Origin of the sequence: Herminiimonas sp. Marseille-P9896, assembly GCF_903993245.1 — a bacterium.
Taxonomy (GTDB): domain Bacteria; phylum Pseudomonadota; class Gammaproteobacteria; order Burkholderiales; family Burkholderiaceae_D; genus Oxalicibacterium; species Oxalicibacterium contaminans.
Window position 1 is genome coordinate 357937 of record NZ_CAJEVT010000002.1, and the last position, 24878, is coordinate 382814.

The 24878-nt window shown below is 55.8% G+C and carries 19 protein-coding genes and 1 other RNA gene; 15 read left to right on the forward strand and 5 right to left on the reverse strand.

The window, feature by feature from the left end:
• Positions 1 to 450: 450 nt before the first annotated feature.
• The gene (locus H7U06_RS07210; protein ID WP_368492558.1) at positions 451 to 2805 is read left to right on the forward strand and encodes a putative bifunctional diguanylate cyclase/phosphodiesterase; all 2355 of its coding nucleotides are present in this window, start codon (positions 451 to 453) and stop codon (positions 2803 to 2805) included.
• 11 nt (positions 2806 to 2816) lie between these two features.
• Positions 2817 to 3689, forward strand: a complete 873-nt coding sequence (locus tag H7U06_RS07215) for a phosphate/phosphite/phosphonate ABC transporter substrate-binding protein (protein ID WP_175625494.1) — start codon at positions 2817 to 2819, stop codon at positions 3687 to 3689.
• Positions 3690 to 3707: 18 nt separating this feature from the next.
• On the opposite strand, the gene leuD is transcribed toward H7U06_RS07215, so the two are convergent.
• The 3 genes from leuD to H7U06_RS07230 are packed head-to-tail and all read right to left on the reverse strand — an operon-like array spanning position 3708 to position 6643.
• Positions 3708 to 4325, reverse strand: a complete 618-nt coding sequence (gene leuD / locus H7U06_RS07220) for a 3-isopropylmalate dehydratase small subunit (protein ID WP_175625495.1) — start codon at positions 4323 to 4325, stop codon at positions 3708 to 3710.
• On the reverse strand, positions 4318 to 5724 hold the full coding sequence (gene leuC / locus H7U06_RS07225; protein WP_175625496.1) for a 3-isopropylmalate dehydratase large subunit: 1407 nt from the start codon (positions 5722 to 5724) through the stop codon (positions 4318 to 4320). The genes leuD and leuC overlap by 8 nt, the downstream gene beginning before the upstream one ends.
• Before the next feature lie 22 nt (positions 5725 to 5746).
• The gene (locus H7U06_RS07230) at positions 5747 to 6643 is read right to left on the reverse strand and encodes an alpha/beta fold hydrolase (protein WP_175625497.1); all 897 of its coding nucleotides are present in this window, start codon (positions 6641 to 6643) and stop codon (positions 5747 to 5749) included.
• A gap of 104 nt (positions 6644 to 6747) precedes the next feature.
• Between H7U06_RS07230 and H7U06_RS07235 the strand changes: the two genes are divergently transcribed.
• The 5 genes from H7U06_RS07235 to H7U06_RS07255 all read left to right on the forward strand — a co-directional run bounded on the left by H7U06_RS07235 (position 6748) and on the right by H7U06_RS07255 (position 11396).
• Positions 6748 to 7662 carry a LysR substrate-binding domain-containing protein gene (locus tag H7U06_RS07235; protein ID WP_175625498.1) on the forward strand — a complete coding sequence of 305 codons (915 nt, stop codon included), beginning with the start codon at positions 6748 to 6750 and terminating at the stop codon, positions 7660 to 7662.
• Positions 7663 to 7808: 146 nt separating this feature from the next.
• Positions 7809 to 8921, forward strand: coding sequence for a bifunctional 3,4-dihydroxy-2-butanone-4-phosphate synthase/GTP cyclohydrolase II (gene ribBA / locus H7U06_RS07240; protein ID WP_175625499.1), 1113 nt, complete (start codon positions 7809 to 7811; stop codon positions 8919 to 8921).
• A 116-nt stretch (positions 8922 to 9037) separates the two neighbouring features.
• Positions 9038 to 9526 (forward strand): 6,7-dimethyl-8-ribityllumazine synthase, encoded by a 489-nt coding sequence (gene ribH, locus H7U06_RS07245; protein WP_124573688.1) that lies wholly within the window; start codon positions 9038 to 9040, stop codon positions 9524 to 9526.
• 103 nt (positions 9527 to 9629) lie between these two features.
• Entirely contained in the window at positions 9630 to 10100 is a 471-nt protein-coding gene (gene nusB, locus H7U06_RS07250) for a transcription antitermination factor NusB (RefSeq protein ID WP_012080191.1), read from the forward strand.
• A 78-nt stretch (positions 10101 to 10178) separates the two neighbouring features.
• Entirely contained in the window at positions 10179 to 11396 is a 1218-nt protein-coding gene (locus tag H7U06_RS07255; RefSeq protein WP_175625500.1) for a pyridoxal phosphate-dependent aminotransferase, read from the forward strand.
• Positions 11397 to 11465: 69 nt separating this feature from the next.
• Here the strand turns inward: H7U06_RS07255 and H7U06_RS07260 are convergent, their stop codons facing one another.
• Positions 11466 to 12389, reverse strand: coding sequence for a lytic transglycosylase domain-containing protein (locus H7U06_RS07260; RefSeq protein WP_175625501.1), 924 nt, complete (start codon positions 12387 to 12389; stop codon positions 11466 to 11468).
• Positions 12390 to 12873: 484 nt separating this feature from the next.
• Here H7U06_RS07260 and ubiD point away from each other — a divergent pair, with 484 nt between their 5' ends.
• From ubiD to H7U06_RS07280, 4 genes are all read left to right on the forward strand, one after another.
• Positions 12874 to 14358, forward strand: coding sequence for a 4-hydroxy-3-polyprenylbenzoate decarboxylase (gene ubiD / locus H7U06_RS07265; RefSeq protein WP_175625502.1), 1485 nt, complete (start codon positions 12874 to 12876; stop codon positions 14356 to 14358).
• A gap of 177 nt (positions 14359 to 14535) precedes the next feature.
• Positions 14536 to 14634: signal recognition particle sRNA small type (gene ffs / locus H7U06_RS07270), an RNA gene on the forward strand.
• Positions 14635 to 14958: 324 nt separating this feature from the next.
• On the forward strand, positions 14959 to 16092 hold the full coding sequence (locus tag H7U06_RS07275) for an efflux RND transporter periplasmic adaptor subunit (protein WP_175625503.1): 1134 nt from the start codon (positions 14959 to 14961) through the stop codon (positions 16090 to 16092).
• 99 nt (positions 16093 to 16191) lie between these two features.
• The gene (locus H7U06_RS07280; protein ID WP_175625504.1) at positions 16192 to 19281 is read left to right on the forward strand and encodes an efflux RND transporter permease subunit; all 3090 of its coding nucleotides are present in this window, start codon (positions 16192 to 16194) and stop codon (positions 19279 to 19281) included.
• 3 nt (positions 19282 to 19284) lie between these two features.
• Here the strand turns inward: H7U06_RS07280 and H7U06_RS07285 are convergent, their stop codons facing one another.
• Positions 19285 to 20928, reverse strand: a complete 1644-nt coding sequence (locus H7U06_RS07285) for an isovaleryl-CoA dehydrogenase (protein ID WP_175625505.1) — start codon at positions 20926 to 20928, stop codon at positions 19285 to 19287.
• Positions 20929 to 21145: 217 nt separating this feature from the next.
• Between H7U06_RS07285 and H7U06_RS07290 the strand changes: the two genes are divergently transcribed.
• The 4 genes from H7U06_RS07290 to H7U06_RS07305 are packed head-to-tail and all read left to right on the forward strand — an operon-like array spanning position 21146 to position 24876.
• Complete coding sequence (locus H7U06_RS07290; RefSeq protein ID WP_175625506.1) at positions 21146 to 23164, forward strand: DNA polymerase III subunit gamma/tau; 2019 nt, start codon at positions 21146 to 21148, stop codon at positions 23162 to 23164.
• Positions 23165 to 23211: 47 nt separating this feature from the next.
• The gene (locus H7U06_RS07295) at positions 23212 to 23538 is read left to right on the forward strand and encodes a YbaB/EbfC family nucleoid-associated protein (RefSeq protein ID WP_175625507.1); all 327 of its coding nucleotides are present in this window, start codon (positions 23212 to 23214) and stop codon (positions 23536 to 23538) included.
• A gap of 21 nt (positions 23539 to 23559) precedes the next feature.
• On the forward strand, positions 23560 to 24156 hold the full coding sequence (gene recR, locus H7U06_RS07300; RefSeq protein WP_124573697.1) for a recombination mediator RecR: 597 nt from the start codon (positions 23560 to 23562) through the stop codon (positions 24154 to 24156).
• A gap of 51 nt (positions 24157 to 24207) precedes the next feature.
• A complete protein-coding gene (locus tag H7U06_RS07305; protein ID WP_175625508.1) occupies positions 24208 to 24876 on the forward strand; it encodes a hypothetical protein in 669 nt (222 codons plus the stop codon).
• The last annotated feature ends 2 nt before the right edge of the window (positions 24877 to 24878 follow it).

The following is a 24878-nucleotide window of genomic DNA, read 5'->3' on the forward strand; positions in this document are numbered from 1 at the left end:
ATCTGCTTACAATTGTTACGAATTCTGCGGCCGACTGTAAACGGCGGCAGCCGCAAGCGAAGTCACGCAGAAATAAAAAAAGCCCGCATCGGTGAGGAGGCAGGCTGGTGTTGCGTTCACCCAAACCTATAGTGGAGTGTGGCAAACAGGGTGTACTGTACAGACCGAAAATGACAGTACGATGACAGCGGCAGTGGTCAGGTAAAAATTTTGCCTGTCTGATCGCATCATGCCCAGACTGTCACCCAGATGGACGCTGCTCCCTATCCGACATAGAATCCCGCTCGCTGCCTTTGCCAGTTGTGGTGCTCTAGCCTCATCCGGCACAAGACTTGGGGCAATTGTCATTAAGTTGAAATGTTTGCTGACTAACATTGGCCAACAGCAACTTTGCGCTCACAGCGCCATTCATCCAGCATCCACGCGTCATTCATATTCGCATCCGTCACCTTGCAATCCGTCCTCCACTTCCTGAAAAAGCACGGCAATAATCTGATCCTCGGGGAAAAAGGTCTGGTTCCCGTTACCTTTTTGCTGGCGTTCGCGATGCTGGCGATCATCTGGTGGGGCACTTTGTCACGCATGGCGCATGAGAAAGAGCTGGTGCTGGAAAGCTCGATTTCAGACGGTCAGAATATCGCATCCATTGTCGCCACCAATCTCAATGAGGTATTGGAGCGCGCCAGCCATTACGCCAGGATAGGGCGTTCCATGATGGAAGAGGAGCGCTTCTCCGAGCTGCAACTCAAACCTTTACTCAGTGGCGACCCGGCTTATCTGCGGATAGCAATCTTTGACGGGCAAGCCAGGCTGCTGCAATCATCCGCCAACCGCCAGTCGGAACCAGAGCTGATGCAACTGGTACAGACGGTCCAAGAAAAGTCATTAGCGAGCGGGAATGATATCCAGCTGATAGTAGGGCGGCCATCGGTTAGCGATAGCTCGGCATGGCGTGTACCGATTGTGATTCCATTTGCAACAGCAGACCGGCAGCAAGGATTTTTGGCAGCGGTAATCGATCTCGGCTATTTTTTGCGTTTGTATAAGGACATTCATCTGGGTCATGGCGGTCGCATAGAGATCCTGACGCGTGACGCATACCAATTGGCTGAACTAAACGGCGCGGGCCTGGCTGCCGGTGTCGACTATGCCGGGTCGGATTACGGCAAATTCCTGCTGGGTCAGGATGAGGAGGGCGTAATCAGCGCCAACCGGCCTGGTGCAGCAGAGCAGGAAATTGCCGTGTTCCGCATGTTGGCCAGTTATCCGTTTACGGTTGTCGTCACCCGCGACCAAAGCTATGTAATGGCACGCCTGACCGCGCGGCATCGCGATTACCTGCAGCGGGCAATCGTGGTTTCGATCGCGGTAGTCTTGTTGATGTTTGGTTTGTTGGTGATCGCATACCGCCAGCGTCGCCTGTACAACGTATTGGCCGCGTCAGAACAGGAAAAACGCAGTCTGATCGGGCAACTGGAGCAAGAAAAAGGACGTGCGCTGCTGCAGGCTTCGCATGATTACCTGACCGGCATTCCCAACCGCATGCTGTTTTATGAACTGGCTGCCGCCGAACTGGCACGCGCGAGGCGTAGTCGCAAGTTGTACGGGATGTTCTTTCTCGATCTCGATAAATTCAAGTTGATCAACGATACGCTGGGTCACGCCGTGGGCGATCTGCTGCTGCAGGGCGTGGCGCGCCGTTTGCGCGAATCACTGCGGGAATACGATTTGCTGGCCCGCCTTGGTGGTGATGAGTTCGTCATGCTGATTTCAGAAATGACATCTGAAAACGATATCGCCAAGGTTGCAGCGAAGCTGGTGGAGGTAGTACGTGCGCCTTTCCCTGACCTCGATGGCCACGATATTGAAATCAGCCCGAGCATAGGTATCGCGCTGTATCCGCGTGACGGACAAAACGTGGAGACCCTGCTAACCCATGCTGACGCGGCGATGTATAACGCGAAAGCGGCCGGGGCCGGGACTTATCGCTTCTTTGATAGTTCGCTGAATGCATCGTCGGCACGTGACGTGGAATTGCTGACGCGCTTCAAGCGTGCGATACGTGATGATGAGTTTTGCCTGCACTACCAGCCGCGTGTGGAGTTGCAGGAGTTCGACCTGGTTGGTCTGGAGGCACTGGTGCGCTGGCAGCATCCGGAACATGGTTTGATTTTCCCTAACGACTTCATTGCACTGGCGGAAGACAATGACCTGATCGTGTTGCTGGGCCGTTGGGTAATCGACGCCGCTTGTCGGCAGATAGCCGAATGGCGTGCTGCCGGTCTGCCTTTGGTGCCGGTCGCGATTAATGTCTCGCCCAAGCAGCTGAAAGACAGCGCCTTGCTGGAAACCGTGATGGATACGCTGGCGCGCTATCAGATAGAACCCGAATTGCTGGAAATAGAAATTACTGAAGGTTGTTTCATCGAAGACTTCGATACCGCGAATCGCGTACTCGAGCAGTTGAAAGCGAACGGTTTGCGAATTGCTCTCGACGATTACGGCACCGGTTTTTCCGGTTTGAAGAATCTGAAGAAACTACCTATCTACGCGATCAAGATCGATCGCTCATTCGTCCGCGATATCCGCAATGACAATAGTGATGCGGTGATTGTCGCATCTACCATTTCGCTCGCACATAACCTCGGCTTGCAGGTCGTTGCCGAAGGCGTGGAAAGCAAGGAACAATTGGTGCATCTGAAGACAGCGGGTTGCGATCAGGTGCAGGGTTTTTATTTCAAGCGGCCGGTAGAAGCCGCCGGAATAGTCGAGATTTTGCGTCGTGGCAGGTTCACGCCTACATAAGGGGAGATTACATGCACACCATAAGCGATATGTTCCGCGCCCTGGCTTGGGGTCTGTTATTGCTGACGACATCGGTATATGCCGCTGAATGCGAGCGACCAGCACGTCTGCATTTTTCGCTGGTGCCGCAAAGTGATTTGCAAAAAGATGTGGCCTCACTCAAGCCCTTGTTTGCCGATTTGCAGACTGCACTCGGGATACCGGTGGAGGTGGTAATGCCGACTTCATATGGCGCTGTGATAGAGGATTTATTGTCGGGCGCGGTTGATCTGGCACGCCTGGGGCCTGCTGCTTATGTATCGGCGAAAAAACAGGACCCGGGTATCACTGCCTTTGCGACGGTGTCGCGCAAGATGCCGGGGCAGAATGAAGAAGACACCTTCTATCACTCAGTCCTGATTGTGCGCAGCAATGGTCCATACCAGACCATAGAATCATTGCGTGGCAGGAGCGTGGCGCTGGTTGATCCGGATAGCACTTCGGGCGCCTTGATACCGCGCCATGTTTTTCCTCGCGTGATCCAGACGCCTTTGGAAAAATACTTTGGTCAGTTGATATATAGCGGTGCGCACGATCAGTCGATGCAAAACCTGAAGAAGGGCAAGATAGACGCCGCTTTTATTTCCAGTGCCAGCCTGGCGATGCCGATAGAAAACAGTGGCGTCAAAAAAGAAGACTTCCGGGTGCTGTGGCGTTCGGCCGCAATCCCGCGTAATCCTTTTGTCTTGCGCAGTCGCTTGTGCGCCGATATCAAGAAAAAGATCATAGGCGTCTTCCTCGATAGCGGTGGCAATGCGAATGAAAATCTGATGCGCAAACTGAACGTGACGCGCTTTGTCCCGGTCAGCGACAAGGATTATCAGATCGTGCGGGACTTGCCCTGATTTTGTGTGGCTTGCTGCTTAGGCGGCGGGCAATACCTTGGCCCATGGGTAGCGCGCATCGTGTCCGGCCTCGAAGCGTTCTATCTCGGGTAATAGCTGCATGGTCGCACCTATCATGTCCAGCCCTTCAACTATCATTTGACGGTGACGAGCTCCCAGCGTAAACGGGAAGCTGTGCTGTGCACTGCTGACTGTCATCGCATCAAGGTCTATCGTCAGTTGATGATTGCCATCATCCATGTCGGCTAACAATGCTGCGATTTTTTCTTCTTCGAGTGCGATCAGCAGCAAGCGATTATTCAATGCATTGCCAAAGAAAATTTCACCGAAGCTGGGCGCAATAATGGCCTCTATCCCTAGTTGCTGCAGTCCCCAGACTGCATGTTCACGGCTGGAGCCACAACCGAAGTTGGGGCCTCCGACCAGGAACTTGCTGGAGCGGAAGTCGGACTGATTCAGGATGAAGTCCGGGCGCGGGCTGCCATCCGGATGAAAGCGCAAGTCGTACAGTACACCTTGCGCCAGACCTGCCTTGTCGATGATGCGCAGGAATTGTTTGGGCATGATTTGATCGGTGTCGAGATTGGCCAGCAACAATGGTGCTGCGACTCCTTGCATTAATGTTGCGTCAGACATGGGCCAGCTCCTTATCCAGTTCACGTACATCCGAGATGCAGCCGCGTATCGCTGCTGCTGCCGCCATCGCCGGACTCATTAAATGGGTGCGGCCTTCGCGTCCCTGGCGTCCTTCGAAGTTACGATTGGTGGTCGACGCACAGCGCTCACCCGGTGTCAGCACATCGTCATTCATTGCCAGGCACATCGAGCAACCTGGTTGACGCCATTCAAAACCGGCTTTGATGAAAATATCGGCCAGGCCTTCCTGTTCGGCCTGGCGTCGCACTGTACCGGAACCTGGTACCACCATTGCACGTACGCCTTTGGCGACATGGCGACCGGCGATGATGCTGGCGGCGCTGCGCAAGTCTTCGATGCGGCCATTGGTGCAGGAGCCGATGAAGACGCGTTCTATCGGCATGCCGAGCAGGGATGCACCGGCGGACAAGCCCATGTAGTGCAAGGCCTTGTTATCGTTGTGTGCGGTGTCCGGTATGTGGCCGTCGATCGGTATCGCCTGATCCGGGCTGGTACCCCAGGTGATGTAGGGTGCGACTTCAGTGGCGTTGAAATGATGGTCAGCTTCAAACTGTGCTTCCTGATCTGAGTACAGTGTCAGCCAGTCTTGCTGCGCCTGTGCAAACGCAGCTTCGTCGAGTTCGAGCGCGTGTTCGCGGATGTAAGCAAAGGTCGTTGCATCTGGACGGATCAACGCGGCACGGGCACCGGCTTCGACTGCCATATTGCATAAGGTCATGCGTGCTTCTGCCGATAATGCATCGATGGTGCTGCCGCAGAATTCCACCGCATAGCCGCGTGCGCCTTGTGCACCGATACGGCTGATGATGAGCAAGACCAGATCCTTGACCGAAGTGCCGACAGGTAAAGTGCCATCGACGCGTATGCGCATGTTATCGGCGAGGCGATAGACCAGGGTCTGCGTCGCAAGTATATGTTCGACTTCTGAGGTACCGATGCCGAAACCGAGTGCGCCCAGTGCGCCATAAGTCGTGGTGTGGCTATCGCCGCACAGCACCACCATGCCCGGACGGACCCAGCCGTGTTCCGGCGCGATGATGTGTTCTATCCCTTGTTCGGCATCGTTGGTATCGAGCAGCTTGATGCCGTATTCGCGGCAATTCTTTTTCAGGTTGCTGGCCTGCAGCGCAGATGGCGGATCGAAGATGACGCGTTGGCCGACCTGTACCGGATGGGTAGGAATGATGTGCGAGACGACGGCCAGTTGCTGGCGCGGGCGCAGCACTGTGCGTCCTTGTGCCTTTAAACCGGCGAAGGCTTGCGGGCTGGTGTATTCATTCATGATGTGCAGGTCGACATACAGCAGTACGTGCTGTGTATCGAGACGGCTGACTGTGTGCGAGTCCACCAGTTTTTGGTATAGCGTGCGTGTAGACATGGTGCGTGTTCTTGGTGGGTGCTTAGTTGGAGAGGAAGGGCAGCACTTCATCGAGCAAGAGCTGCGGCTCGTCTTCCGGTATGTAGTGGCCGCAATCGAGCGCATGGCCGTGTACGTTGGCGGCGAGGTGCTGCCATTCTTCGAGCGGCTGGAAGCATTGTTCGATCACGCCATGTTTGCCCCACAAGGTCAGCATAGGTGCTTGTATCTTGTTACCGGCGGCGAGGTCTTCCCGTTCGTGTTCGAGGTCTATGCCGGCGCTGGCGCGATAGTCTTCGCAAATGCCGTGTATGGTGGCCGGGTCGCGCAGACAGCGCAGGTATTCGGCATAGGCTTCAGGTGTAAATGGCTTCATCCCGGCGCTGCGTCCGGCGATGGTGTGTTGCAGGTAGACGTCCGGATGCGAGTTGATCAGTGTTTCCGGGAATGGTGCCGGGCGCGTCAGGAAGAACCAGTGGTAGTAAGCGGTGGCGAAGGCGCGATTTGCTTTTTCATACATGGCGAGGGTAGGGGCGACGTCGAGCACCACCAGCTTGCGTATGACTTCCGGATGATCGAGTGCCATGCGATAGGCGACGCGGCCACCGCGATCATGTCCCATCAACAGGAATTGATCGAAGCCCAGATGCGCCATCAATTTGATCTGGTCTACACCCATTACGCGTTTTGAGTAATTGCTGTGGTCGGGCAAGCCTTGCGGTTTGTCGCTGTCACCATAACCGCGTAGATCGCTCGCGATGACGGTGTAGTGCTGCGCCAGGGTCTGGGCCACCTTGTGCCAGATCACATGGGTTTGCGGATGGCCGTGCAGCAGGAGCAGGGCCGGGCCACTACCGCCCTTGATGTAGGCGATCCGGACGCCGTTGACTTCTGCGGTGTGTCGTTCAAATCCAGCGAATCCTGGAAACCCTTCTAACATAGTTGACTCCTGACGGCGGCGGCTTATCGTGTAGAGGATTGTATAGCTGTTAAAGCGGCATATAATTCATCTTTATTCAGTCTATTATTTCTTTTAATTTAATAATGAATGAGCTCTCCGATCTGGCGTTTTTCTCTGTCCTGGTAAAGCAGGGCAGCCTGGCTGCGGTCGCGCGTGAGCTGGGCGTGACGCCGCCAGCCGTGACCAAGCGCCTGGCCAACCTGGAGCAGCGGCTGGGCGTGCGCCTGCTCAATCGCACCACGCGCACCATGAGCGTGACGCACGAGGGCGAAATTTACCTGGCCGAAGGCGCGCGCATCCTGTCCGAGATCGAGGAGCTGGAGCGTACCGTCAGTCGCAGCCGCGCGGTGCCTAAGGGCTTGCTGCGTATTAATGCAAGCTTTGGTTTCGGGCGCAAACACATCGTGCCGGCGGTATCCGACTTCATCGCGAAATATCCGGAAATAGAGGTGCAGCTGCAGTTGTCTGACCGGCCTGTGAACCTGATAGATCAGGCTTACGACGTAGGCATACGGATAGGTGAGATGCCGGACGCGCGCATCATTGCGCGCAAGATCGCTTCCAATCGCCGCCTGCTGTGCGCGGCACCCGCATATATCAAGCGCCACGGCCAGCCCTCAGTGCCGCGCGACTTGCAGAAACAGCAATGCATCGTGTTGCGCGAGAATGATGCCGCCTATGGCAGCTGGCATTTGCACCGTGGCAAGCGGCAGGAAAGTATTAAGGTGCGTGGCGCGCTGAGCAGCAATGATGGTGAGGCCACCCTGGCCTGGGCGCTGGCCGGGCATGGCATCCTGATGCGTTCGCAATGGGATGTCGCGGCATATTTGCGTTCCGGGCGGCTGGTCGAGGTGCTGGCGGACTGGAGTTTGCCGCCCTCGGATATCTATGTGGTCTACCCGGAGCGCCTGAACCTGTCTGCCAAGGTGACGGCTTTTGTTGACTTCATGAGTGCGCGCTTTGCATCGCACCTGTCGGAGTTGGGCGATTCCTGGTAGGGGATTGTGTTACACGCAACACCTGCTGCATGGGTCAAATCAGCTCATGCCTGGCCGTTTGCTTGCCGGATGTGTAATTGATCCGTCAATTGGCGGTCTGGAAGGGCGCAAATCCTTTAAAATAGCGGCCTACTCCGAGATTATCTATGTCCATTTCAACTACCCAAGAAATCGTTGCAGAATTGCGTGCCGGTCGCATGGTGATTCTGGTCGACGAAGAAGACCGTGAAAACGAGGGCGACCTAGTATTGGCCGCCGAGTTCGTGACCCCGGAAGCGATCAATTTCATGGCCAAGTTCGGCCGCGGCCTGGTTTGCCTGACGCTGACTGAAGAGCGTTGCGACCAGCTGGCGCTGACCATGATGACAACGCGCAACGGGACCTCTTACGGCACCAACTTCACTGTCTCTATCGAGGCGGCCGAAGGCGTGACCACCGGTATCTCGGCAGCGGATCGCGCCAAGACCATCCAGGTCGCCGTTGCCAAAAATGCCAAGCCATCCGATATTGTGCAGCCTGGTCACATCTTCCCGCTGAAAGCGCAAAAGGGCGGTGTGCTGATGCGTGCCGGTCATACCGAAGCAGGTTGTGACTTCGCCGAACTGGCAGGCCTGACCCCGGCAGCGGTGATTTGCGAAATCATGAAAGACGACGGCACCATGGCGCGTCTGCCGGATTTGATCGAATTCGCCAAAGAACACGGCCTGAAGATAGGCACCATTGCCGACCTGATCCACTACCGTAGCCAGCATGAAACCATTGTCGACCGCGTCGGCGAGCGTACGATGGAAACCGTGTACGGCAGCTTCAAGACTATTGTCTACCGTGACAAGCCTAGCGGCGGCGCGCATCTGGCGCTGGTGCATGGCGATATCTCGGCCGACAAGGAAACCCTGGTGCGTGTGCATCAGCCAGTGTCGGTACTGGACTGGCTGGAAACCAAGGCGACCACGCACTCGTGGAACCTGGCGTCGGCGATGCAAGCGATCAAGCAATCGGAGCGTGGTGTGATGGTCTTGCTCAATTGTGAAGAATCGGCCGATGAGTTTTTTGCCCAGTTCGAGGCACTGAACAATCCGGAAACGCGCCCGCAACAACGTGCGGCCCATATGGATTTGCGTACCTACGGTATAGGCGCACAAATCCTCAAGGACCTGTCGGTAGGCAAGATGAAGTTGCTGGCAAACCAGCGCAAGATGCCTTCGATGGCCGGTTTTGATCTGGAAGTGACTGGTTATCAGGCGCGCACAGGCGATTGAACATTCGTTCAAATTTTATTGAATTGAGCAATCATTTCAATAACTTGTTGGTGCTGGTAGTAAAGTCGAAAAGAATTAGTTGAATTAAACGCGCTAGTCGCATGAAGGGGAACACCATGACAGTAGGCAGCTACGAAATGAATTTGGCAGGACAGGGTTTGCGCATCGGTATCGTGCAGGCGCGTTTCAATCAGGATGTGTGCCACGGTTTGCTGGCATCCTGCCTGGCAGAGTTGAAACACCTGGGTGTCGAAGACGAAGATGTCTTGCATGTCACGGTGCCGGGCGCGCTGGAAATTCCACTGGCCCTGCGCAAGATGGCAGAAACCCTGCAGTTTGATGCGCTGATCGCTATCGGTGCAGTGATCCGTGGCGAGACGTATCACTTCGAGCTGGTCTCGAACGAATCCGGCGCTGGCATCACCCGCGTAGGCCTCGACTTCGGCTTGCCGATCGCGAATGCAGTGCTGACCACCGACACCGACGAGCAGGCTGAAGCACGGATGGAAGAAAAAGGCGCGGACGCGGCTCGTGTCGCAGTTGAAATGGCGAACCTGACGATCGCGCTGGAAGACCTGGCTGACGCCGCCGACGACCAGCAGTAATCCTGCACCTTAAGAACTGCGCAGCAGGCATGCGGCGCAAGTATTGTTAACCTTTGATGCGCGCCTGGCTTCTATATATATGCAGGTGCGCTGTTTGTGAGCCATGACCCAAAAAACCGACCACGCTAATCCGAGCAAAAACCGTACGCCGCGTCATCGCGCCCGTGAATTTGCCTTGCAAGGCCTGTATCAATGGCTGCTGAATAATGAAGATGTACGCGTGATTGAAACGCATATCCGCCAGGCCCATGGTTTCGACAAGGCTGACGCTGAGCATTTCGACGCGCTGCTGTATGGCACCGTCAAGCAAGTCGGCGAATTGCGCGCCGGCCTGGCACCATTGATAGACCGTGAAATTTCGGCGTTGTCGCCAGTAGAGCACGCCGCTTTGCTGATAGGCGCGTTTGAATTGAAGAATCACATCGAAATCCCGTACAAGGTAGTCATCAACGAAGCAGTTGAGCTGACCAAATCCTTTGGCGGCATAGACGGCCATAAATATGTGAATGGCGTGCTGGATAAGTTTGCTGTCAGCGCGCGCGAAGTGGAAATCAACGCCGGACGCAAAGGCTGATCACACACTTCCGCTATTTATCTAGACAGTAAGTTCGGTCGCCACCTGCTCCGTTAGCCTCATTTCAGGCTGTAACGGATGCCGGTGGCGGTTTTCATTGAGGAATCTGCTTTGTCTTCGCATCTCACACAACTTGCCTCCCGCCTGCAAAACATCGCGCCTTTCCATGTCATGGAGCTGGCGAAGATGGCGGCCGAGCTGGAGCGGCAAGGGCGTCACATCATCCACATGGGCATAGGCGAGCCCGACTTCACGGCCGCGCAGCCTGTCATAGACGCGGCGACGCGCGCGATGGCGGACGGCAAATTGCAATACACGTCGGCTACCGGCTTGCCTGAATTACGGGCGGCGATCGCGGCGCATTATCAGACGGTCTATGGTGTCGAAGTCGATCCTGCGCGCATCATCGTGACGGCGGGAGCTTCGGCGGCCTTGTTGCTGGCGTGCGCTGCTTTGGTGGAAAAGGATGCGCAAGTCCTGATGTCGGATCCGTCCTATCCGTGCAATCGTCACTTTGTCGCAGCTTTTGATGGTCAGGCCAAAATGATCGCCAGCGGTCCCGAGCATCGCTTCCAGTTGTCGGCGGAGATGGTCGAGCAAAACTGGTGTGAACAGACGCGCGGCGTATTGCTGGCATCGCCATCGAATCCGACCGGTACCTCGATAGAGGCGGGCGAGCTGCGCAAGATAGTCGAGACTGTGCGCAGCAAGCAGGGCTTTACCATCGTCGATGAAATTTATAACGGCTTGCGCTACGACGCCGAGCCGTTCTCAGCCTTGTCGCTGGGCAGCGATGTCATCGTGATCAATAGTTTTTCCAAGTACTTCAATATGACCGGCTGGCGGCTGGGCTGGCTGGTGGTACCGCCGGAGCTGGTACAGCCTATCGAAAAGCTGGCGCAGAACCTGTTTATCTGCGCATCGAGCCTGGCGCAACATGCGGGGCTGGCTTGCTTCCAGCCGGAAGCATTGGCTATCTATGAGGCGCGCAAGGCTGAGTTCCAGCGCCGCCGCGACTATATAGTACCGGCGCTGGAAGGGTTGGGCTTCAAGGTGCCGGTCATGCCGGATGGTGCTTTCTATGTGTATGCCGATTGCAGCGCCTGGTCTGACGATGCGGATCAGCTGACGGTGGATATATTGAATAAGGCGGGCGTGGTGATCGTGCCGGGGCTGGACTTCGGTCCGTCTACTGCGCATCAGTATGTGCGCGTTTCGTATGCGACTTCGATGGAGAATCTGCAGGAAGCGGTGGCACGGTTAAAGGCGTTTCGCGAGCAGCATGTGAAATCCTGAGTCGATGTGCTGATAGTGCAGACGTAAAAAAAAGAGCCTGAGGCTCCTTTTTTATTGATGCTTCAACCATTACAGCGAAGTGAATTTATCGCCATCCAGCTTCTGTGTGTTCTTGTCTTCCAGTGCTGCCGACTTTTCCTGGATCACGACTGGCTGCGCTTTTGGTGCTGCGCGGCTGGCCATGGTTGCAAAAGCGGAAACACGTTTGCCGCTGGCAACTGCTTTCAGGCGGTCATACTCGCCCAGGACTTTGGCGCCGTAACCAGCGTCGCTATCCATGCCTGCAGCGCCTACATAGCGTTTCAGGCCAGCTTCTACCGAGCCGCCACGTGAGACGTACTCTTTCAGGATCAGCGAACCGACGCGGATGTTGGCAACCGGGTTCAGCGCTGCTTGTGTGCCGCCCATTTCAGCAAACTTGTCGTGATGCACTTTAGACATGACTTGCATCAGGCCTTGCGCGCCCACTGGGCTTTCGGCAAACGGGTTAAAGCGCGATTCAATTGCCATCACAGCCAGGATCAACAGCGGATCGAGGTTGATTTCCTTGGCGGTCAGGTAGGCCGCCGAGACCAGCATATTGGTAGCGTCGTTCGCTACGCGATAGCGCTTGGAGATCCATTGCGTTACGCGTTGCTGTTGCACGTCGGTGCCCAGCATGGCCGGATTGGCGCTAACGACGGGAGCATCTTCGATTGCAGCCGAGGCTGGATCGTCCATCAGGTTAGCGATAGGCGACAGGTCATCATCCGATGGTGCGGCCGCTACGGCGTCCGAGAACGGCGAGATGGCTTGGATTTTTTCTGCGACTTCCGGCTTGAAGAACATCAAAGCCAGGGTTGCGATTGCTGTCAGACCCAGCGCCATGACGGCGTGGCGTGCGGTTGCGACGACTTTGTTATTGGTAGTGCGCATTGCGGTTGAATGCGCAATTACCTGTCGTGCAGACTGCTTGGCGGCTTTACGCATCGCCGAGGTAATTCGATTTAACATTAAAAACTCCAGGATTGACGCGGCAAGTAAAGGGCTCCACCACAAAACAAATGAATTATTTCGTAGAACCCTGCACATGCCGTGAATCAGAGAAATCGTTTGCAGTCGCTTGGCGTACGGCAAACGTCGGAGTTGGTTACTTATAGGGTCGCGCATTCTGCAGCGGTGCCCTTGGCAAACAACTTTTTCGGGGAGAAGGCTAAGCGCCTTTTGAAAACACTCCTAAAATGTCATGTGGGACCCCGATCCCGTGAAATGAAGAGAGTTTCTTTTCTGCCCGGTTTGGTGTTCAAATACGGGGCCTGCTCTTCAAGTTGCGCGAATTGTAGGAGGCGGTTTATATCAAGTCAACACTATAAAATCAATATTCTATAACTTTTGAATCTAGCATTTTTAGTCCAGACCCGGTAAAAGCCAAAGGAATCAGGTACTTGGGCGTTTTAATTGAATAATCAAGTCCAAAGTACAAAACGGCGAAAAAAATATGAAATATTCTGATTTACGCGACTTCATTTCTCAATTGCAACAAATGGGCGAACTTAAGCGCATAAACGTGCCGGTTTCGCCTTATTTAGAGATGACGGAGATCTGCGACCGCACTTTGCGGGCCGCTGGTCCGGCACTGCTGTTCGAGCAACCGACCGGTCAAAAGATTCCCGTGCTCGGCAATCTTTTCGGGACACCGCATCGCGTCGCGCTCGGCATGGGTGCCACGGATGTGAGTGAATTACGCAAAATTGGCCACGTGCTGGCCATGCTGAAGGAGCCGGAACCACCGAAAGGTTTCAAGGACATCATGGGCCTGGGTTCGCTCGTGAAGTCGATCTGGGACATGGCGCCGAAAGAACTGCGCGGTGCTCCTTGCCAGGATATCGTGTGGGAAGGCAATGACGTCGACCTCGCACGCCTGCCTATCCAGCATTGCTGGCCCGGCGATATCGCACCTCTTATTACATGGGGTCTGGTTATTACTAAAGGCCCGCACAAGAAACGCCAGAATCTGGGGATTTATCGCCAGCAGGTGATAGGCCGCAACAAGGTCATCATGCGCTGGCTCGCCCATCGCGGCGGTGCGCTCGACTTCCGTGAGCACAGTATAGTTAACCGCGGCAAGCCGTATCCGGTCGCGGTCGCGCTGGGTGCTGATCCCGCTACTATATTAGGAGCGGTGACGCCGGTACCGGATAGCTTGTCCGAATACCAGTTTGCCGGTCTCTTGCGTGGCAGCCGTACCGAGCTGGTCAAGGCGCTGGGCAGCGAGTTGCGCGTACCGGCTTCGGCCGAGATCGTGCTGGAAGGGCACATCTACCCGGACGAGTCGCATCCATCCGGTTACGAGCATGCGCTGGAAGGTCCATATGGCGACCACACTGGTTACTATAATGAGCAGGATTCTTTCCCGGTCTTCACGATAGACCGCATCACGATGCGGCGCGATCCGATTTATCACTCTACGTATACCGGCAAACCGCCGGATGAGCCTGCGGTACTGGGCGTGGCGCTGAATGAAGTCTTCATTCCCTTGCTGCAAAAGCAATTCTCCGAGATTCTCGACTTCTATTTGCCACCGGAAGGTTGCAGCTACCGGATGGCGGTGGTGCAGATGAAGAAGGCTTATCCGGGGCATGCCAAGCGCGTCATGTTTGGCGTCTGGAGTTTCCTGCGCCAGTTTATGTATACCAAGTTCATCGTAGTGGTGGATGAAGACGTCAATATCCGCGACTGGAAGGAAGTGATCTGGGCGATTACCACCCGCGTCGATCCGACCCGCGATACCACCCTGGTAGAAAATACGCCTATTGATTACCTGGACTTTGCATCGCCGGTCAGTGGTCTCGGCAGCAAGATGGGGATAGATGCGACCAATAAGTGGCCGGGTGAAACCAATCGCGAATGGGGGCGTACCATCACCATGACCGATGAGGTGAAGCAGCGCGTCGATCAGATCTGGCAGGAGCTGGGTATTTAATAGCTGCGGTCATCGCAGTTGCTGATGTCAGAAAAAGTGGTGCTTCTATATATCTATATAGAAGCACCATTATTTTTTGTGTTCCTGAACAGATGAGCTGCAGGTCATCCATGGAAAATTTATAAATCCCTGCATACGCAGAGGACAGACTGCGCCTTTGCTGTTAAAATTCGTGTCGGCGGGCCCCTGCGCATTGTGGCATGGCCAACCTGGTCAGGTCGGGAACGAAGCAGCCACAGCCATTTCCTGCAAGTGCCGTAGACAAGGCTCGCCTCTTTATAGATGTCTATATATAGATAGATAGCTGTAATTATCCTCGTAGTTCAGTATTACCCTCCCGGCATTGCAATTCCTTTCGCTTCGATACTGCGCTTGCGCCGTAATTCGTCGTACTCGCGATAAATAATCCACAATTGTTCATTTGCCTTAGTCCTGCAGACCACGTATGTTTGTGTCCTTGCTGGGCTTGCGCCCCGGTTTTGGCAGGTATCGCTAACGAATTGACGCCTGCTAAGGTTAAACTTGCGCATGCAATTTTCGATGCAGCTCTGCAACTAACTCTCTAAACGCCGTATCGGCAGCTCAGGATAAGTAGTCTCTATGCAAGCAAGTAAAAAATATCTGTGGATAGGCGTGGGTGTCGCAGTGGTCGCAGGCGCCGCTTATCTGGTGTTCGGTGGCAAAGCTGAGCGCGGCAGATCCGGCGGCGACGGTACGCAATCTGTCAAAACTGTCATCGCCACGCAAAAGACCATACCGATCACCGTCACTGCAAATGGCTATGTGACCGCCGTCAGTACCGTTGATGTCCGTCCCAAGGTGCAAAACATAGTCCGCACCATCCACGTCAAGGAAGGGCAGTTCGTCAAAGCCGGACAACTTTTATTCACCCTGGATGAGCGCAGCGACCAGTCGAATGTGGCCAAGGCTTCGGCGCAACTGGCGGCAGGGCAGGCCGACCTGGCCGATGCCGAGCAGGTATTGAAGCGCAATCAGGATTTGTTATCGAAAAACTTCGTTTCTCAGGCGGTGGTCGATACTGCACGCAACAAGGTGGAAGCGCTGCGCAATACGGTGAAGGCCAACCAGGCAGCGATCCAGTCGAGTGCGGTTGCCCTGAGTGACAATAAAATCACCGCCGGTATCTCCGGTCGCATCGGTGTCATCAATGTCCATCCGGGTAGCCTGGCGCAACCAACCGGTACCGTGATGGTGACCATCGTGCAGATAGATCCGATCATGATCAGTTTTACCTTGCCGGAACGCGAGCTGCGCAATATCCGCGCCACTTATCCGCAAGGCAATGCTCCGGTACACGCGCAACTGCCAGGGCAGGAAGTCCTGACCGGCAAGCTGACCTTTATCGATAACCTGGCTGACACCCAAAGCGGCACCATACGCATGAAAGCGGAATTCGCGAATGCCGAGCAAAAGCTGTGGCCGGGCGCCTATGTCAACGTGAATCTGGTGTCGCGTGAAGTACCCGATGCGGTGCTGGTGCCAGCGCAGGCAGTGGTCACCGGGCCGGTCGATAAATTGCTCTATGTGGTACAGCCGGATGACACGGTGCAGGAACAAAAGATAGAAGTGCTGGCGATAGAAGATGGTCAGGCCGCCGTATCAGGTGTGAAAGCCGGTAGCCGCGTGGTAGTGGAGGGCACCAAAAACCTCCGCCCCGGCACCAAAATCCGTGAAGTGAAGAAAGCAGCTGCCACACCTGCTGCTCCGACCTGAGTTGGTTTCTGGCCTGATCATATTTCGCGTGTGATCAGGCTTTAATTTAATCCTTGCTGCATTCCTTATCCCCATGACTTTGCCTGGGCAAAATACATAGTGAATATTTCCGAACTTTGCATACGCCGGCCAGTCATGACTGTGTTGCTCTCGATCGCAGTGGTCGTGCTCGGCACTTTCTGTTATTTCAAATTGCCGATTGCGGCACTGCCGAGTTACGACACACCAGTCATCAACGTCACCGGTTCCTTGCCCGGAGCCAGTCCGGAAGTGATGGCCGCTTCGGTCGCGACCACGCTGGAAAAGCAATTTTCGACCATCGCCGGGCTGTCGACGATCAGCTCCAGCAGCACACTCGGCAATACTTCGATCACACTGGAATTCGATCAGAATCGCGATATTGATGCTGCTGCGGTCGACGTGCAGGCGGCGCTGTTGCGTGCGCAACGCAGCTTGCCGATAGAGATGACCGCCTTGCCTGCCTATCGCAAGGTCAACCCGGCAGATGCCGCCATCCTCTTGCTGGCGCTGACATCACCTTCGCTGTCCTTGTCCGAGCTGAATGACTATGCAGAAAACCTGATTTCACCGTCGCTGTCGACCATCAATGGTGTGGCGCAAGTGCAAGTCTATGGTCAGCGTCGTTACGCGGTACGCGTCAAGGTCAAGCCGGATGAGCTGGCGGCGCGCAATATGACGCTGGATGAAGTCGCGCAGTCCTTGCGCGCATCGAATGCGAACTCGCCAGTCGGTGTGCTGGATGGTACGCGCCAGACGCTGACGTTGCAGGCGAACAAACAGTTACGCAATGCCGAAGCATTCAGCAACCTGGTTATCAGCAGCCGCAATGGCCAGACCACACGCCTGCGCGATGTGGCCATCGTTGAAGACAGCGTCGAGTCAATCAAAAGCGGTAGCTGGGTCAATGGTGAGCCGTCTATCGTGCTGGCCGTGCAGCGTCAGCCGAATGCAAATACGGTAGCAGTGGTGGACGCGGTGAAGGCGACCCTGCCGCAGTTCAAGGACCAGATGCCGGCGTCTATCAATGTCCAGGTTTTGAATGACCGTTCAGTATCCATACGCGAAGCGATCCACGATGTGAAGCTGACTTTGCTGCTGACTATCGCGCTGGTGGTACTGGTGATTTTCCTCTTCCTCAAACGCTTGTCAGCAACTGTCATCCCGGTACTGTCCTTGCCGATTTCATTGATAGGCTGTTTCGCGCTGATGTATTGGCTGGGCTACAGCCTGGATAATATTTCGCTGCTGGGCATTACGATCGCAGTTGGTCTGGTGGTCGATGATGCAATCGTGATGCTGGAAAATATCGTGCGTCATATCGAGGACGGTATGGAGCCGCTGGCCGCCGCACTCAAGGGTTCGCGCGAAGTCAGCTTTACCATTATCTCGATCTCGATTTCGCTGGTGGCGGTGTTCATTCCTATTTTCTTCATGCCGGGTGTAATCGGTTTGCTGTTCTATGAATTTGCCGCCGTCGTGTCGCTGGCGGTGATGGTGTCGGCAGTGATGTCGCTGACGCTGGTGCCTATGTTGTGCAGCCGTTTCCTCAAGCATGAAACGCCCGCCGAGCATGCACAGGAAAACTGGCTCAGTCGTTCATTCGAGAAATTATTCAATCGTGTGCTGGATGGTTACACACGCGGCCTGGACTGGTCGCTCAGCCATCGTAAAAGCATTTTGTGGCTGGCAGTCGCAACCTTCCTGTTGACGGCTGTACTGTTCATCACGATACCGAAAGGTTTCTTCCCGACTGAAGATATAGGCCAGATCAGCGTCACGATAGAAGGGCCGGAGGACGCATCCTATCCAACCATGGTCAAGCTGGTTGCAGCGGCGGCAGAGATAGTACAAAACGATCCGAACGTGGCAACTACCACATCCCGTACGCGTGACAGCAATGTCGGCAATATGTTTATCGGCCTCAAGCCACGCGGTGAGCGTGAACCCATGGACAAAGTCCTGCGTGATTTGCGCCGCAAGGTGAGTGGCATACCGGGCTTGTCGGTGTACATGATGCCGGTGCAAAACTTGCGTCTCGGCGGCCGCAGTAGCAAGAGCCAGTACCAATACGTGATGCAGAGTGTGCGTCCGGATGAGTTGAATGACTGGGCGGAAAAAATGCAGGCGCGCATGCGTGCTGATCGCGCCTTCATCGACGTCACCAGTGATTCGCAACTCAAGGGTTTGCAGGCGGTGGTGAACATCAATCGTGATCGTGCCAATGAAGCGGGCGTCAGCATCCAGGATATCCGTACCGCCTTGTACAGCGCCTACGGTGATAGACAGATCTCGACCATATACACCAGCAACAACAGCTACTACGTCATCATGCAGGACATGAATGTAGGGCAGCAGGATGAGGCCGACCTGAACAAGATTTACCTGCGTGCCAAGACCGGGGTGCTGGTGCCGCTGCTTAGTCTGGCGACGGTGGAGCGTACCGCCGGGCCGATCTCGGTGAACCATCAGGGACAGCTGCAGGCGGTGACAATTTCATTCAACCTGGCGCCCGGGATTCCGCTGGGCGAAGCTACCGGAAAAATCGACCAGATCCGTAGCCAGATCGAATTGCCATCCAGCGTCATCACTTCCTATGCCGGTGATGCAGCGGTGTTCCAGTCATCGCAAGGTAGTCAGGTGGCCTTGCTGCTGCTGGCGGTGGTGGTGATTTATATCCTGCTGGGCGTGCTGTATGAAAGCTACATTCATCCGATCACCATCCTGGCAGGTTTGCCTTCTGCTGCAGTCGGGGCGTTGTTGACGCTACGTATATTCGGCTTTGAACTGACGATGATCGCGACCATCGGTATCTTGCTGCTGGTCGGCCTGGTCAAGAAGAACGCGATCATGATGATCGACTTTGCGCTGGAAGCGCAGCGCAATCAGGGTATGACGCCAGCCGAGGCAATACGCTCGGCGTGTATCCTGCGTTTCCGTCCCATCATGATGACGACGATGGCGGCGGCAGTCGGTGCCTTGCCGATAGCATTGGGTCTGGGTGCTGGTGCCGAGTTGCGCCAGCCGCTGGGTCTGGCCGTGGTCGGCGGTTTGATGGTGTCGCAAGTGATCACGCTATTCATCACGCCGGTGATCTATCTCTTCTTCGATCGCTTTAGCGGCGATGGTCCATTGCAGATTACGCCTGAGCAGGAATTGGCGGCACGCTAACTATCAAGCTGGCCATGCACGCTGCAGGATGTCCTGTGCTGGCAGCGGCGTGGCGAGTGTGCCAAACACCCGGCCACATTCCGCATCCAGACGGCTGTTAACAAATGCTTCGGCAATCTCAGGCGGAGCAGACTGCAACATCAGGCAGGACTGTGCCACCAACACCAGGCGCTGCGTAAAGCGTCTGGCCTGCATCTCTTGCTGTGCTGCTGGCAGTGCGAGGTCGGTACGTAACTCTGCGATGAGTTCACGCAAACCTTTGTGTTCCAGCGCGATATCCAGCAATGAATCCAGCAGCAATTTGAACGCGTCGCTTTCTTTTGCGATGGCACGCAGTACATCCAGGCACATTACATTGCCCGAACCTTCCCAGATTGAATTCACCGGCGCTTCGCGGTACATGCGCGCCATAGGTGCATTCTCTACGTAGCCGTTGCCACCCCAGACTTCCATGCATTCGCCGCTGAATTCGAGCGCACGTTTGCAGACCCAGAATTTGGCGGCCGGTGTGACGACGCGTCGCCATGCCCGTTGCAGCGGATCATCTATCGCTTCCGCTGCTTGCGCCAGGCGCAGCATCAGACGCGTCGCGGCTTCGCTTTCCAGTGCCAGGTCGGCCAGCACGTTTTGCATCAGTGCTTGCTCGGCTAATGGCAAGCCGAAGGCATGGCGATGGCGTGCATGGTGTATCGCCTGCACCAGGGCATTGCGCATCAGTCCGGCGCTACCGATCACGCAGTCCAGGCGTGTGTGGTTGGCCATTTCTATGATGGTTGGTATGCCGCGCCCGTCTTCACCGACCATCACGCCATAGGCGTCCTGGAATTCGACTTCGCTGCTGGAATTGGAGCGATTGCCCAGTTTGTCTTTCAGACGCTGTATCAGGATGGTGTTCTTGCTGCCGTCTGGTCGCCAGCGCGGCACGAAGAAACAGGATGGCCCGGCTTCGGTACGTGCCAGCACCAGATGCGCATCGCACATCGGTGCGGAGAAAAACCATTTATGCCCGGTGATGGCATACGCGTGGCCTCGGCCTGCGGTTTCCAGTGGCCGCGCGACGGTGGTGTTGCTGCGTACATCGGAACCGCCTTGCTTCTCGGTCATGCCCATACCTATCAGCATGGAATTCTTTTCAGCCAGTGGCAGGTCGCGTTCATCATGTTGCAGTGAAAACAATTTCTCCTGCAGCGTTGCAAACAGCGCAGGCTCCTGTTGCAGCAGCGGAATGGCGGCATAGGTCATGGTGACAGGGCAGAGCGAGCCTGATTCGACCTGCGCCTGCAAATAGTAGGCAGCAGTGCGGGCGATGTGGGCTCCGGCGCGTGGTTGCGCCCACGGCAGGGCATGCAGCTGGGCGTGCCTTTGCATGCCCAGCAGGCGGTGCCAGCTAGGATGGAAGTCGACGCGGTCTATGCGATTGCCAAAACGATCATGGGTTTGCAGTTCCGGCACATGCTGGTTGGCAAGTTGGCCCAGTTGCAATGTTTCCTGGGTGCCCAGTTCGGCACCCAGATGCTTTAATTCCGCTGCATACCAGCTGGCGGCGCTGTCTTGTATCGCTGCCTGCAGCACGGTATCGCTGCTGTACAGGTTGTAGTCATGCAAGTCCGGAACCTGGTTGCTGACTTCGTGGGTAGTCCATTGCATGGTGCACTCCCTGGCCTGGCCGTAGAGGATGGAAGCTTCAGTCTATCGCCAGATGCGCGGATCTGCCAGTTTTGATCTATTTACAGTGCCCATATGCAGAATAAAAAGCGTGATTATTCAATGGGATAGCGCGCTGCGACCGGAGAAAGCAGGAACACTGTAAATCCGGTGCCGGTGTCAGGTAAAATGCGGTTTGCCCTTATTCACGAACGGCCCTATGTCCTATCAAGTTCTCGCCCGCAAATATCGTCCGAAAAGCTTCGACACCCTGGTCGGGCAGGAGCACGTCGTGCGAGCCTTGACCCACGCACTGGATAATCAGCGCCTGCATCATGCTTATCTGTTCACCGGTACCCGCGGCGTCGGCAAGACCACACTGTCGCGTATCCTGGCCAAATCCTTCAACTGTGTAGGTCCGGATGGCAATGGTGGCATCACTTCCACCCCGTGCGGTGTGTGTGAAGCCTGCGTGGCGATTGATGCCGGTCGTTTCGTTGACTATATAGAGATGGATGCGGCGTCCAATCGCGGCGTCGATGAAATGGCGCAGTTGCTGGAGCAGGCGGTGTATGCACCGTCGAATGCACGCTTCAAGGTCTATATGATCGACGAGGTGCACATGCTCACCAACCATGCGTTCAACTCCATGCTGAAGACGCTGGAAGAACCGCCGGAACACGTTAAATTTATCCTCGCGACAACCGACCCGCAAAAAATCCCGGTCACCGTCCTGTCGCGCTGCCTGCAATTCAACCTGAAGCAAATGCCGCCCGGCCATATCGTCTCGCATCTGGACAATATCCTCGGGCAGGAAAACATCGAATTTGAAACACCCGCGCTGCGCCTGCTGGCACAAGGTGCGCACGGCTCCATGCGCGATGCCTTGTCGCTGACGGATCAGGCGATCGCCTATGCAGCTGGCAAGGTCACACTGGATGCAGTGCAGGGCATGCTGGGTGCGCTGGATCAGTCTTTCCTGATTCGCCTGCTGGATGCGCTGGCGCAAAAAGACGGCGCCGGTTTGCTGGCAGTCGCCGACGAGATGGCAACGCGCAGCCTGTCGTACAACGCAGCCTTGCAAGACCTTGGTTCCTTGTTGCACCGCATTGCGCTGGCGCAGACGGTACCGGCTGCAGTGCCGGAAGATTTGCCTGAGTACGCCGATGTCATGCGTCTGGCCGGATTGTTCGATGCCGAAGAAATACAGCTGTTCTATCAAATCGCTGTGCATGGTCGGAATGAACTCGGACTGGCACCAGATGAATACGCTGGCTTTGCGATGACTTTGTTGCGCATGCTGGCTTTCCGTCCCGGCTTTGGCCCGGCTGAAGCCAAGCCTGCGGCAGCACCTACACCTGCTGTTGCCCGTCCTGCGGCGGCTCCTGCAGCAACGGCCCAGGCGGCACCTGCACCCGCGGCACGTCTGAGTGCAGCGCCGCAAGCAGCCACGACTAGCGCACCTGCGCGTCCGGCCGGAGCAATCAGCCCGGCTCGCGCGGCACTGGAAGCAGCACGTGCTGGTATGAAAGGTGGCACGTCATCTGCTCCGGCCGCAGCTGCAGCACCTGCTGTTGCTGCGCCGGTCGCGACTCCGGCCGTACCTGTAGCACCTGCAGCGCCTGCAGTCGTGGACCGCTCGCCAGCCATTGATATGGCACCTGCACCGCCGTGGGATGATGAGCCGCCGTTTGCCGGTAGCAATGGCGAAGAATTCTCCAGCCCTGTGGCTCAAAAAAAAACTGAACCGCAACCTGCAGCAGTAGCGGAAGCTGCCGCTGAACCGACGCCTGCACCTGCTGCGCCACGTGAGCCGCGTCCGTTCCGGTTACATCCGGTAGAGAGCCTGAACTGGGATGGCAACTGGCCTGCCCTGGCTGCCGTCCTGCCGGTACGCGGCGTGGCGCAGCAATTGGCTTTGCAGAGTGAATTGCTCAAATGCGGCCCGACGGCAGAAAGCCACCTGATTACCTTCGACTTGCTGGTTGCCGTCGATGTCTTGCTGGCAAATGGCAGTGCAGAAAAATTGACGGCTGTATTGTGCGAACATTTCGGCCAGACAGTGCGTTTGCAAACCACCATCGGTGCCGTCGAGCACACCGCCAGTGCCGCCGCGATTGCTGATCGTGCCGAGCGTCAGCGTGATGCCGAACATTCGATGGAGGAAGATCCCTTCGTACAAAAACTCATGCGTGAATTCGGTGCGACCATCGTGCCGGGATCGGTCCGACCGATTTAAACGCAGATTCCCAACCTTCAATCCGAATTATTTAAAGGAGCAAGATCATGATGAAAAACCAATTGGCTGGCTTGATGAAGCAAGCGCAAGCAATGCAAGACAACATGAAAAAAATGCAGGACCAATTGGCTGCCATCGAAGTGGAAGGTCAGTCCGGTGCCGGTCTGGTCAAGGTCGTGATGTCGTGCAAGAACGATGTGAAACGCGTTTCCATCGACCCATCGCTGCTGGCTGATGACAAAGACATGCTGGAAGACCTGGTTGCTGCTGCATTCAACGATGCAGTGCGCAAGGCTGAAGCCACTTCGCAAGAAAAAATGTCGGGTGTAACGGCAGGTATGCCTTTGCCACCTGGCTTCAAAATGCCATTCTGATCAAGTACTGAAGCATAGCCATTGAAAACACCGTCCAGCCTAGATTTCCTGACTGAAGCATTGCGTCGGCTGCCGGGCGTCGGTCCGAAGTCTGCGCAGCGCATGGCTTATCACCTGATGCAACACGACAGGGATGGTGCCGCGATGCTGGGTCGTGCCTTGTCGCAAGCGGTGGAGAAGGTCCAGCACTGCGCCATGTGCAATACCTTCACCGAGCATGAAATATGCGAAACGTGTCTTGATGGCGAGCGCAATCCGGAACTGCTGTGCGTGGTGGAAACGCCGGGCGATCAGTTAATGATAGAGCAGACGCTGACTTACAAAGGCTTATACTTTGTGCTGATGGGACGCCTGTCGCCGCTCGACGGTATAGGCCCCAAGGATATACACCTGGAAAAGCTGATAGCCCGTGCTACTGACGGTATCGTGCAGGAAGTGGTACTGGCGACCAACTTTACCAATGAAGGTGAAGCGACTGCGCACTACATCAGCGAAACGCTGAAAGCGCGCGGCCTGAAAGTCAGTCGACTGGCGCGTGGCGTACCGGTCGGTGGCGAGCTGGAATATGTGGATGCTGGCACGATCGCACGTGCGATGCTGGATAGGCGGGCAACCTAAGACCCGGTCGCGGGCAGCCTGATGTTTCATCTTTCATGAAGGTGATACCTGATGTCGACAGCTACTTCTATAGATCATGCCTGGTTGCAGCAAAAATGGCAGGCGCTGACTGCATCTGTCTTTGCTGATCCCGCTGCCGCAGATGCGGTGTGGGCTGAATTGCTGCGGCACTATTCAGAACCGAAGCGCAAGTATCACAATCTGTCGCATGTCTCGGCTTTGCTGCGGCGTGCCGAACAGCATCAGGAACAGATACGGCAAAAGGAAATGGTGGAATTTGCCATCTGGTTCCACGATGTCATCTACGATACGCATCTGAAAGACAATGAAGAGCGCAGTGCAGAGTGGGCGCGCTGCGCGATGATCGCGATGCACATCGACGAATACCATATCCCGCCTGTCATGGAGTGCATAGCCGCAACCGCCATGCATGCCGTGAGTTCACCCGAAATTCCCGACCTGCCTTTATTCCTCGATATGGACCTCGCCATCCTTGGTGCGGATGAAGATATCTATCATGCGTACAGCGCGGCGATACGTTCCGAATATGCATGGGTGGCAGAGGACGACTTCCGGCATGGACGTGGGCGGGTGATAGAAGACTTTCTGGAACGCCCCAGCCTGTTCTACACGCCTATGATGGTGGCCGCACTGGAGGCACAGGCGCGGCACAATCTCAATACTGAATTGCGTGAGCTGGGTCAGGCGCGCAGCAACTAATA